The 10,352-nt window shown below is 61.3% G+C and carries 12 protein-coding genes; 5 read left to right on the top strand and 7 right to left on the bottom strand.

The annotated features are described in order from the left end of the window. The 6 genes from AB5Y92_RS07785 to AB5Y92_RS07760 all read right to left on the bottom strand — a co-directional run. Positions 1-251 (bottom strand): LysR family transcriptional regulator (locus AB5Y92_RS07785; RefSeq protein WP_368226329.1); only part of this gene is annotated, 251 nt, incomplete at its 3' end. A gap of 82 nt (positions 252-333) precedes the next feature. Next, the gene (locus AB5Y92_RS07780) at positions 334-870 is read right to left on the bottom strand and encodes a glutathione peroxidase (RefSeq protein ID WP_076495785.1); all 537 of its coding nucleotides are present in this window, start codon (positions 868-870) and stop codon (positions 334-336) included. A 58-nt stretch (positions 871-928) separates the two neighbouring features. Beyond that, positions 929-1,492, bottom strand: a complete 564-nt coding sequence (locus AB5Y92_RS07775; protein ID WP_042084306.1) for an NnrU family protein — start codon at positions 1,490-1,492, stop codon at positions 929-931. 232 nt (positions 1,493-1,724) lie between these two features. After that, complete coding sequence (locus tag AB5Y92_RS07770) at positions 1,725-2,858, bottom strand: glycerate kinase (RefSeq protein ID WP_368226326.1); 1,134 nt, start codon at positions 2,856-2,858, stop codon at positions 1,725-1,727. 9 nt (positions 2,859-2,867) lie between these two features. Further along, complete coding sequence (locus tag AB5Y92_RS07765) at positions 2,868-4,130, bottom strand: GntP family permease (RefSeq protein ID WP_368226324.1); 1,263 nt, start codon at positions 4,128-4,130, stop codon at positions 2,868-2,870. Positions 4,131-4,248: 118 nt separating this feature from the next. Further along, positions 4,249-5,364 (bottom strand): sugar diacid recognition domain-containing protein, encoded by a 1,116-nt coding sequence (locus AB5Y92_RS07760; protein WP_368226321.1) that lies wholly within the window; start codon positions 5,362-5,364, stop codon positions 4,249-4,251. Positions 5,365-5,573: 209 nt separating this feature from the next. Between AB5Y92_RS07760 and AB5Y92_RS07755 the strand changes: the two genes are divergently transcribed. Both AB5Y92_RS07755 and AB5Y92_RS07750 read left to right on the top strand, forming a co-directional pair. Beyond that, the gene (locus AB5Y92_RS07755) at positions 5,574-5,948 is read left to right on the top strand and encodes a YacL family protein (RefSeq protein WP_031227767.1); all 375 of its coding nucleotides are present in this window, start codon (positions 5,574-5,576) and stop codon (positions 5,946-5,948) included. A gap of 53 nt (positions 5,949-6,001) precedes the next feature. Then, positions 6,002-6,298, top strand: a complete 297-nt coding sequence (locus AB5Y92_RS07750) for a hypothetical protein (protein ID WP_042053307.1) — start codon at positions 6,002-6,004, stop codon at positions 6,296-6,298. Between the two features lie 67 nt (positions 6,299-6,365). On the opposite strand, the gene AB5Y92_RS07745 is transcribed toward AB5Y92_RS07750, so the two are convergent. Then, positions 6,366-7,103: an ABC transporter substrate-binding protein gene (locus AB5Y92_RS07745; protein ID WP_042053306.1), complete on the bottom strand. Its 738-nt coding sequence runs from the start codon at positions 7,101-7,103 to the stop codon at positions 6,366-6,368. Between the two features lie 120 nt (positions 7,104-7,223). Between AB5Y92_RS07745 and AB5Y92_RS07740 the strand changes: the two genes are divergently transcribed. The 3 genes from AB5Y92_RS07740 to AB5Y92_RS07730 all read left to right on the top strand — a co-directional run bounded on the left by AB5Y92_RS07740 (position 7,224) and on the right by AB5Y92_RS07730 (position 10,351). Next, positions 7,224-8,054: a lysostaphin resistance A-like protein gene (locus AB5Y92_RS07740; RefSeq protein ID WP_368226318.1), complete on the top strand. Its 831-nt coding sequence runs from the start codon at positions 7,224-7,226 to the stop codon at positions 8,052-8,054. A 198-nt stretch (positions 8,055-8,252) separates the two neighbouring features. Continuing rightward, positions 8,253-9,569, top strand: a complete 1,317-nt coding sequence (locus AB5Y92_RS07735; RefSeq protein WP_368226316.1) for a sphingomyelin phosphodiesterase — start codon at positions 8,253-8,255, stop codon at positions 9,567-9,569. Continuing rightward, the gene (locus tag AB5Y92_RS07730) at positions 9,566-10,351 is read left to right on the top strand and encodes a hypothetical protein (RefSeq protein WP_368226314.1); all 786 of its coding nucleotides are present in this window, start codon (positions 9,566-9,568) and stop codon (positions 10,349-10,351) included. The genes AB5Y92_RS07735 and AB5Y92_RS07730 overlap by 4 nt, the downstream gene beginning before the upstream one ends. Position 10,352: the final 1 nt, after the last annotated feature.

Below are 10,352 nucleotides of genomic sequence, written 5' to 3'. Positions count from 1 at the left end.
ACCTTGCCGCGCCGCTCGGCGATCATGGAGTCCGCCTCCTGCGCCACCGCCACCAGCGCATGACAGTGACGGGCATACTCCTGACCCAGCTCGGTCAGGACGAAGCGGCGGGTGGTGCGCTGGACCAGCTGGGCGCCAAGGGTGGTCTCCAGCAGCGCCAGCTGCTTGCTGATATGGGATTTGGAGACCCCGAGACGACGGGCGGCGGCAGAGATCCCCTGCTCGCGCACCAGCGCATCGAAGATCACCATTTGAGGAAGACGTTGCAGCACAAGATAACCGGATTGAGTGGCGGGAGCCCATTATTCCAGAGCCGCCCGCCAAGGGGTAGGGTCAGAGCCCCAGCGCCCGGGTGATCTGCAGTTTGAGGGGGTCGTCAGCCGGATTCTGGTTGGCGCCGTAGCTGGCGATCAGCTTGCCATCGCGCCCCACCAGATACTTGTGGAAGTTCCAGTTCGGCTCATCCCCGTCAGCGGCCGCCGCCAGTCCCTTGAACAACGGCACTGCATCGGAGCCCCGCACCGCTACCCGATTGAACATCGGGAAGGTGACGCCATAGTCGCGGCGGCATACCTCAGCGGTCTTGGTCTCGTTGCCCGCCTCCTGCCAGAAATCGTTGGAGGGGAAACCCAGAATAATCAGCCCTTTATCCTTGTAGCTCTGGTAGAGCTGCTCCAGATCGCGGAACTGGCCGCTGTAGCCGCAGTAGGAGGCGGTATTGACCACCAGCACCACCTTGCCCTCGGTCAGCTGACAGAGGTTGTGGCGCTGAGAGTTGTTTAGCTCCCGCATCTCCACATTGAAATAATCGGGGCACGCCGCAGAGGCCGCGCCAGCCCCCAATAACAGCAACAGAGTGAACCATTTCATCGCCAAGACTCCTTTTGTTTTGTCCATCATACGCGGTTACCAGAGCCGCAGTTCACTCTCAATGCAATGGAATGCCGGTCAGCCAGCCGTGGCCCCAGAACACCAGCAGCGCGGTGGCAGCCAGGCCCGCCCCGACGCTGATGCCGGTGCCCGTCCAGTTGGCCGCCGGACGGGGATATCGCTGCCAGTCCCGCACCGAAATCCAGACCATGCTCACCAGCGCCCACAGCCCGATGCCGCCAAACAGCACCAGAGATCTGGCCTCGCTGTTGACCAGCAGATGGGCCACCGCCCAGAGCAGGGTACCGAGCAGTTGGGGATGCACCAGCCAACGGCGCAGATGGTTGGGCCCCTGGCCGGAGAAGAACAGGATCAGCGCAAAGGGCATCATCACCGTCATGGTCATCGGCCCCCACTCCGGCAGGAAGTAGAGCGGCAGCGAGCTGGCCGAGCGCCAACCGGCGATGATGCAGGCGATGGCGACAAACACCAGCAATGAGAAGAGCCCCTTGTAGCGATTCTCACCCAGCCGTTCTCTCAGTCGCGCCCGATGGGCCACCGCAAAACAGGGGTAGAGATGGATCAGGGTAAACAGCGCAACCCCCAGGGTCAGCAGGAACATGAGTCTCTCCTTGTACTTGGTACGACCACTATGCCGTAAAGGGAGATTTGCGCCTATAAAAACCGCGCTGACCCATGGAAGCAAAAGTGTGGCAAGACAAAGGAGCAGAAAGAAAAGAGCCGATCACGATGGATCGGCAAATAAGTGCCAGGGCAGTCAGACATCTCGCGAGATGGGAGATGCCCCAAACGGGGATATTGAGTGGCCGATGGCGCGCATCGGCCGAACCGGATCAGCCCTTGAGCTGATAGAGCGCCGCGATGTTGCGCGCAGTGAGCTGAATGTTGGTGCTGGCGCTTTCCAGCGCTTCCGGCAGGGACATGGCACGGTTGACCACGGCGAACACCGCATCCAGCCCGTGATCATGTACCACACCGCAATCGTCGGTCAGGCAACCGGAGATACCGATCACCGGCTTGCCGAACTGCTTGGCGCAGCGTGCGACACCGATTGGCGTCTTGCCATGGATGGTCTGGCTGTCGATGCGCCCTTCGCCGGTGATGACCAGATCCGCATCGGCCACTTCATCGGCCAGTTTCAGGGCTTCGATGACGATCTGAATGCCGGGCTTGAGCTCGGCACCAAGCAGACCGACCAGCGCGGCACCCATGCCACCGGCGGCACCCGCCCCCGGAATATCCTTCACCTGCTTGCCAAGGGCCTGCTCAATGCAATCGGCATAACGGGAGAGGTTAGCATCGAGCTGTGCCACCATCTCGGGGGTCGCCCCCTTTTGCGGGCCAAACACCGCAGAGGCGCCTTTCGGGCCACAGAGCGGGTTGTTCACATCACACGCCACCTCGATAACCAGCTCATCCAGACGCGGATCCAGACTGCTCAGATCGATGGTCGCGAGCTCACTGAGACCTGCGCCACCCAGAGCAATAGGCGCACCATCCGCTTTGAGCAACTTGCCGCCGAGCGCCTGGATCATGCCGGCACCGCCGTCATTGGTGGCGCTGCCGCCGATACCGAGGATGAGGTGCTTCACCCCCATCTCCAGCGCAGCCAGGATCAGCTCGCCGGTGCCGAAGCTGGAGGTGAGCAGCGGATTGCGCTGCTCGGGAGCGACCAGATGGATGCCGGAAGCGGCGGCCATCTCGATGACGGCACGCTGGCCATCCCCCAGCAGGCCGACAAAACCCTGCACCTTGTTGCCAAGGGGTGCGGTCACTTCGACCGGGAGGATGCGGCCACCGGTGGCATCGACCAGCGACTGCACCGTGCCCTCGCCGCCATCGGCCATCGGCAATTTGACGTAGGTGGCGTTCGGCAACACCTGTTTGAAACCGGCCTCGATGGCATCAGCCACCGCCATGGCGCTCAGACTCTCCTTGAATGAATCGGGGGCAATAACAATTTTCATATCAATTCCTTAGGCGAGGCCAAACACGCCAAACATCAGGGTAGAGACAGCTGCAATGGTCAGACCGACTGCGGTTTCGTAAGGGATGAGCTTGAGACGCTCACCCACGCCCATGTGGACGCTGCCGCCAGTAGCATGGAAGAAGGAGCCGTGGGGCATATGGTCAAACACGGTGGCACCGGCATGGATCATGGCGGCACCCGCCAGCGCGCTGACACCCAGTTCAAGCAGGGTGGAGCTGAATACGTTGGAAGCCACTACAGTACCGGCGGTAGTCGAGGCGGTTGCCAGCGACATCAGGGCACCGGAGATGGGGGCCAGCAGGTAGGAGGGCAGACCGGAGGCGGTCAGGCCGCTGATCAGCACATCTTTCAGGCCGGAGTTGGCGATGATGCCCGCCAGGGTACCGGTACCCAGCAGCATGATGGCGACCGGCGCCATGCGGGCGAGGCCGGAGACCGCAAACTGGTTCACCTTGCTGAATTTACCCATCATCAGGGCACCGACCAGACCACCAAGCGGCAGCGCAATCAGCGGATCCACCACGATACCGGCAACAGGACGCAGAGCCAGCAGCAGGATGGCGACCAGCGGTGCACTGATGGCGGCGGCAAAGCTTGGCAACTTGGCACCCGTAAAGCTCACCACTTCATCAGCAGCAACCTTGCTGCCCTTGTTGTTCAGCCGCTTGGCGAGCCAGTAGGCCATCACCAGACCGAACAGACCCGGAATGATGCCGGCCGCCATCACAGAGGTGAGGGGCAGATGGAAAGCATCAGCCGCGGCAATGGCGTTGGGGTTGGGGGACATCACGTTGCCCGCCTTGCCGCCGCCGATCATCGCCAGCAGGATGGCCGCCTTGGAGAGGTCGGCACGGCGGGCGATGGCCAGCGCGATGGGGGCGACCGTGATAACGGCCACATCCACGAATACGCCGACCGCAGTCAGGATCAGGGTTGCCAGCGCCAGTGCCAGCAGGGCGCGGGTTTCACCCAGCTTCTTGACGATGGTCTCGGCGATAGTGGTGGCCGCACCCGATTCGATCAGCACGCCCGCCAGTACACCGGCCGCCAGGATCCGCATCACCGCAGTGGTGATCCCCTGGGCACCGCCGATCATCAGAGCGACGGTCTGGGTCAGATCGGCACCGCCAATCAGGCCGCCAGCGAGCGCGCCGACGATCATGCCGTAAGCGGGCGGCACCTTCTTCAGAATGAGGAAGATGGCGATAGAGAGCGCCGCAATGGCGCCAAGGGCAGTAACCGGGATCATGACGGACACCTTCAATGGGAGTGAATGGCCGCCATTATGGAGATCTGCAATCAGAATGCTTTGGCTTAAAAACCAAAAATTGCGTCATGTAAAAGTGGTTTTTTGTCCAACTTCACAATCACAAGTCGAGATTAAGGCCGAGATAGAGCAAAAATTTGTCGTCTAACTTGTTGAAATTCAACCCGGTTATCTGCTCTATCCGCCCCAGACGATAGCGCAGGGTATTGGGGTGAATGAACAGGGATTCGGCACAGCGATGCAGATCACAATCCTGCAAGAAATAGTGGCGCAGGGTCTTCTGCAGCGCCCCTTTACCATCTTCCCGGGCCAGTTTCTGCAGCGGTGTGCGCATCTGATCCGCTTGCCAGGAGTCCGCCAGACTGCCGAGCAGCACCGGCAAACGGTAGTCCTCAAAGAAGTAGACCTGTTTGCGCGGCGCCTGCCGCATGCCACGGCGCAGGGTATCGCGCGCCGTCTGGTAAGAGCGTGCCAGCCCGTCTATCCCGGCGAAGTAATCGCCCACCGCGATATGCACCTTGAAGTGGGGAATGCGCGCCAGCAACTGCTTGATCCGGCTGCGCTCCTGCGCCGATTGCCAGACGCCATCACTCAATTGTGCCGGTTTGAGCACCACTATCTCGTCGAGCCCGTTGATGGCGACCAGATTGTCCCGCTCCGGATTTTCCAGCTGATGAACCAGCTCCCGCAGACGCGCCGGATCCGCCTCCTCCAGCGCCAGCACGGCTACCACCCGAGGCTGGGCCAACTCTAGCCCGAGAAAGCGGGCCGCCTGCTGCAATTGATCGACTCGTCCCTCACCACGAATGAGCTGCAACACCAGCTCCTCCTTGTGGCGCTTGTCCCACTGCAACTGCTCGGTGAGCGCCGCCTGCTCCAGGATCAGTTCTGCCGTCATTCGCACCAGCTCGGCGTAAGCACGCACTTCCTCCGGATCACCGGAGATACCGATCACCCCGATCAGCTCCCCCTGATAGGAGATGGGCAAATTGATCCCGGGGCGCACCCCTTTGAGCTGCAAGGCAGTCGCTTCGCTGATCTCCACCACCCGGTTTTCGGTGAGCGCCAGCACAGCCCCTTCGTGGCGCTGATGGATCCGCTCCGGATTGCCGGACGCAATGATGAGGCCATGTTCGTCCATCACGTTGACCGAGAACGACAGGATCTTCATCGCCCGTGCGACGATCTGGCGGGCAAGATTATCGTTTAGCTGCATAACATCTCCGGACAAGGGGCTGATCTGGCTGCGCCACTACGGGCCGATTCAGGGCACATAGGCGCAAAGATGCCACATCATCAAGACAAGCGAGAGGGGGATCGCTAGAATAGGCCACTTTACCCGATGTGTGCCCCGCCATGGAGCAGGAATTGCGTGCTTGCACCCGCCTGCCCGTGATGGCCCATCCCTCCGATCTGGACTGTGCTATGGATTATGAATTTCGCCGCGACCCGTTTGGTGGCTATCGCGCCCGGTTCTCCATGGGCCATGAAGCCATCGGTCAGTGGCTGATCGACGAGGTTGGCAAGGATGAGGAGAAGCTCGACGAGCTCTTCTCCATCATTGATCAGCTCTCCAACCGCACCCGAGTCGAGTACCGGCTCAACGGCGGTGACTACTCCCTGCTGCTGACCCATGAAGAGGCGGAGGTGAAAGCCAACGCCCTCAATATCGAGCTGGGTGAGGATCTTGACGATCTCGCCTACTACGATGATGAACAGCTGGCCATGTGCGGGCTGGAAGATTTTGCCCAGGTGCTCGGCTCCTGGCGCGCCTTTATCCGTAACGAGGATATGGGCTGATTGACCCAATGTCGGGCAAATGTGCCCTTTTGCCTAACTCAACAGGATTGACTATGTCTATTTACGATTTTGATGACGAACTGCCGGAAGACGAAGAACAGGAATCCACCAAGAAAGCGGCTGCACCTTCCAAGAAGAAAGGCAAGCAGGTGATGAACACTCAGGTCAACCTGAGCCCGCGCGATGCCAGCCGTCTGAACGGCATGCACGTTGAAGCGATCGCCACGCTGGACGACGTCAGCCTGCCGAAGAACGTCATCTTCAAGGCTGGCCTGATCGCCTTGGGCGAACTGGAAGCCAGCAAGCGCGCCGATATCATCGCCCGCGTGATCGCCGAATCAGGCCGCTAATCGCCCCTGAAGGCATAAAGAAAGCCGGAGCCACTGCTCCGGCTTTTTGTTTTCCGCCTAGGCACTCTCAACGGCAATCGATCCCCTTTCCGGCTCGGGAGACCAGTTGGTCATAGCGACCATCGGCACGGGCGGCAGCCAGGGCATGATTGAAGCGCTCAAGCAGGCTGGCTGCCTCCGGGTACTGCCGTGAAATGATCAGATAAAAAGTGTCGCTCTGGCGAAAGTGGGGCAATGCCTGCAGATGGCAGGGGTCGCCAAACAGTTGGCGGCTGGCATCCCGGGTCACCGTCTCGTTCATCGGCAGCAGATCGATCCGTTTGCGATCCAGCAGTTGCAGACACTGTGCCAGGGTCTTGGGGCGCTGCAGATCCAGCCCGAAACGCTTGATCACCCCGTCGGCATGGCTGGTGCTCCACCCCAGCGGAATGCAGACACGCAGCCCTTGCCAGCGGCCAGCCTGAATGGCCTCGCTCCCCCGATAGGTGAACCAGGAGAGGCGATCTATATGAATGGGAGCGCTGTAGTGGAAGAGCTTGGCCCGCTCGGCAGTCCAGGCGTAGGGGAAGGTGGCCGCGACCAACCCATTGCGGGTCAACTGATAGCCGCGGGGCCAGGGCAGGTAGTCGACCCGGATCTCTCGATACCCGGCCTCTTGCAGCAGGGTCGTCACCAGCCGGGTGCTCTCGCCGCCGTCAGGCAGGGCCTTGCCGGTATAGGGGGTGAACTCACCGGTCACCAGCAGCAAGGGTGCGGCCTGCAGCCAGACACACCAACAACACAACAACCACAGACAGTGCTTCATCAGCTGCTCTCCCTTTACCCTGTTGATGAGTATAGAGAAGGGATCCGACCACCTCCTGCGCGGTTGTCCTGCTGACGCCCACTTGTTAAGGTTGCCGCCTGCCTCGATCAAGGAGATCCAATGTTACCCCTTCCCGACTCATTTATCTGGGGCGCGCTGGCGCTGGCCGTGCTGCTTGCCCTCTTCCGCCAGCGTCTTCCCGCCTTGGCCCTGCTGGGACTCTCCCTGCTGCTGGCACTGTGGCTTGAGCGAATGACACTACCCGCCCTGCTGGTCTCGGTCGCAGGATTACTGCTGGCGTGGCGTGCGCCAACCCTCCCCACCCGCTGGGCGATGGTGACCAGAGTGGTGCTGATCCTCTGGGCGATTGCGCTGACCCTGCACCTCATCCCCGGCTTCAACAATCTCAAGGTGCTGGATCAGGCGCTGGCAGGCCCCGCCAGCGTGCCGTTCAACATGTATCTGAACCTAGACAAGCCGCTGCTGCTCTTTGGCTTGCTGCTGGCCTGCCCGATGCTGCTGGGCAAGGGGGGCGCAATCCGCTGGCGCCCGCTGGCCCTGTTGCTGCTGCCACTGGGTGCCCTGCTGGTCATCGCCTGGCAGTTGGGGGCACTGAAACCGGAAGTGGGTCTGCCCCACTGGTGGTGGCTGTTTGCACTCAACAATCTGCTGTTCACCTGCGTGGCGGAAGAGGCGCTGTTTCGTGGCGCGATCCAGCAGGGGCTGACCGAACGTTACCGCCCCTGGATTGGCATCGTCGTGGCCGCGCTACTGTTCGGAGCCATCCACCTGCCCGGTGGCCCACTGCTGGCGCTGTTTGCGACCCTGGCAGGCTGCTGCTATGGCCTGGCATTCCAGCTCAGTGGGCGACTCTCCGTGGCCATCCTGATCCACTTCGCCTTCAACTTCGCCCATCTGGCGCTCTTCACCTACCCGCTGGCCCACCGCTAACTCCTGAAGGCGCCTGACACAGGCGCCTTCCCTCGCTCTTCCCTCTCTCTTTAAGCGTGCTGCCTCGCTCGCTTTACACCTCCACAAAGCTCCAAACAAAACCAATTCATTTACTTGTAACCAAAATGTAAACAAACTGACCTCTGCATTCGCCATAACAGTCACTTTCCATTGCCCTGCAACCAAAAGGATCCTGTGATGCAGAAAACCCTCAGTTATGCCGCCCTGCTGCTGGTCAGCCAGTTCCCGCAACTGGCACTGGCCGATACCGATGTCTATCTCACCAACAACAGTCCTGAACCGCTTCAGATCGACATCCGCCAAAGCGGCAGCGGCCAGTTGCAACCCGGCAGTCAGTGGAGCCAGCACCGTACCGAACTGGGCCCGTGGGAGAGTGCCATGGTGCTCAGCTTCAATCGCTATGAGGGGGTCAAGGCGGGCAAGAGCTATCTGTTCGAAACCCGTGTGACCACAGCGGGTGGCGACGTCTATCGGCTCAACCAGCTGATGGAGGGAACCTGGTGGAACACCACCTTGCAGCACGGTGGCGAAACGCCAACCGGCGCATCCGGCTGGCAAAACGATCGGGCGATCCATCGCGTTGCAGGGCCACAAGAGCTGGCCTTTGCCGCCAAGTTCACCGGCCGCTACGACGATCTGCACTATATGATCACGCCCCCCCAAAAACAGGAGCAACCGGAACCGACAGAAAACAGGCTCAAGGTGGCCAGCTACAACGTCTGGGCACTGCCGGTCATCGCCTCCAGCATCGGCGAGCGGTTGACCTTGCTGCCTGATTATCTCAAGGGTTATGACGCCCTGCTGCTGCAAGAGGTGTTCGATGGCCGCCGCGAGGGCTTTTTGCAGGCGCTGGCGAAAGAGTACCCCTACCAGACCAAAGTACTCGACAAGCCCGGGGTCAACATTCATGACGGCGGCGTGGTGATCGTCAGCCGCTATCCCATAGTGCGGGAGGCCCAGCTGGTCTATCCCCAATGCACCGGTACCGACTGCTTCGCCGACAAGGGGGTGATGTACGCCGAGGTGATCAAGGGGGGCAAGGCGTGGCACCTGTTCGCCACCCACACCGCCAGCTTCGACACCGACGAGGCGCGCAAGCTGCGACAGATCCAGTTCGGTCAGATCCGCTCTCTGGCAGCCAGCCTCAAGATCCCGACCACGGACACCGTCATCTACGGCGGCGACTTCAACGTCAACAAGCGCAAGTTTGCCGATGACTACGCCAACATGCTGGCCAATCTGAACGCCCATGAACCCGCCTATGGCGGCTACACCGAAGCCACTTTCGATCCCAGGATCAACCCCTATGCCGGTGGCCCGCTCTCCGGTGGCGCCAACGTCGAGTATCTGGACTATCTGGTAGTGAGTCGGGAGTACGGCAGCGCCAGCCACAACCTCAACACGGTCTGGATCCCGCGCAGCAGCGATGGCAGCCTCTGGCCCGCCAGCAACCTCTCAGACCACTTCCCGGTCAAGGGAGAGATCAGCCGATGACTCGCCGTTACGGGATACTGGCGCTGGCTATCCTGACCCTTTTGCTGGTGAATCTGGGCTGGCAGGAAGAGCAGCCCCCGATATCGCCAGAACGGTCGACGACGCCTTCTCCGGCCGATGTGCAGTTGCCAGCAGAACCGGGGAGCCCGCCTCCCCGAATGTCAAACGCTGAGGGGATGGATGGCAAAAGCAAAGTAGTGCCCAGCAGCTGGCAGGCGATGCCGGATGAACTGATCAACCAGCTTGCCAGCGAGATCAGCGACAGCGAGTTGCCGCTGGCGCAGCGTGTGAGCAATCTGGAAGCAACAGAGGCCGGGTGGCTGAGCGAGGGTGAGAGCCTGATCCGGCTACAGGGGCGCTATGCCCTGGCGCTGGATCAGTTGGCGCAGGAGAGCGAGCAGTTACCGCTGGCCGAGCGGCTGGACGCCCTCAGCCGCTTGCAGGATCGGTGGGCGGCGGATCATCCGGATCTGGCAGGCGAGCTGTTCAACCCGGATGCCCGCCTGCAGCAAGCTCGTCAGCTTTGGGGAGATGAGGAGCTGGCCACCCTGGCCCGCCACTTCCTGCCCTCAGAGCAGGCCGAAGCCACGCTGGCGTTTGCCGGGGCGCGCCAGCAGCAGCTCGATCAACGCAGCCGCTACCAGCGAGAGCTGGCCGAGCTGGAGCAGCAACTGGCGGTCAGCCAACAGCAGATGGATCCTGCCCTGTGGCAACAACACAAGGAGGAGGTGTTGAGCCAGTGGCGTCGTGACTTCTTCGCGCGGGAGCAAGGCAAACCCTGAG

The sequence above is a fragment of the Aeromonas sp. R1-1 genome (assembly GCF_040908495.1).
Taxonomy (GTDB): Bacteria; Pseudomonadota; Gammaproteobacteria; order Enterobacterales; family Aeromonadaceae; genus Aeromonas; species Aeromonas veronii.
The sequence above is the reverse complement of the archived record's forward strand: the minus strand, read 5'-3'. Positions and strand labels throughout refer to the sequence as shown.

Bases quoted from the DNA above. Each gene is read 5' to 3' on its own strand.
- AB5Y92_RS07780 (WP_076495785.1), bottom strand. From the start codon at position 870: ATGAAATGGTTCACTCTGTTGCTGTTATTGGGGGCTGGCGCGGCCTCT.
- AB5Y92_RS07775 (WP_042084306.1), bottom strand. From the start codon at position 1,492: ATGTTCCTGCTGACCCTGGGGGTTGCGCTGTTTACCCTGATCCATCTC.
- AB5Y92_RS07770 (WP_368226326.1), bottom strand. From the start codon at position 2,858: ATGAAAATTGTTATTGCCCCCGATTCATTCAAGGAGAGTCTGAGCGCC.
- AB5Y92_RS07765 (WP_368226324.1), bottom strand. From the start codon at position 4,130: ATGATCCCGGTTACTGCCCTTGGCGCCATTGCGGCGCTCTCTATCGCC.
- AB5Y92_RS07760 (WP_368226321.1), bottom strand. From the start codon at position 5,364: ATGCAGCTAAACGATAATCTTGCCCGCCAGATCGTCGCACGGGCGATG.
- AB5Y92_RS07755 (WP_031227767.1), top strand. From the start codon at position 5,574: ATGGATTATGAATTTCGCCGCGACCCGTTTGGTGGCTATCGCGCCCGG.
- AB5Y92_RS07750 (WP_042053307.1), top strand. From the start codon at position 6,002: ATGTCTATTTACGATTTTGATGACGAACTGCCGGAAGACGAAGAACAG.
- AB5Y92_RS07745 (WP_042053306.1), bottom strand. From the start codon at position 7,103: ATGAAGCACTGTCTGTGGTTGTTGTGTTGTTGGTGTGTCTGGCTGCAG.
- AB5Y92_RS07740 (WP_368226318.1), top strand. From the start codon at position 7,224: ATGTTACCCCTTCCCGACTCATTTATCTGGGGCGCGCTGGCGCTGGCC.
- AB5Y92_RS07735 (WP_368226316.1), top strand. From the start codon at position 8,253: ATGCAGAAAACCCTCAGTTATGCCGCCCTGCTGCTGGTCAGCCAGTTC.
- AB5Y92_RS07730 (WP_368226314.1), top strand. From the start codon at position 9,566: ATGACTCGCCGTTACGGGATACTGGCGCTGGCTATCCTGACCCTTTTG.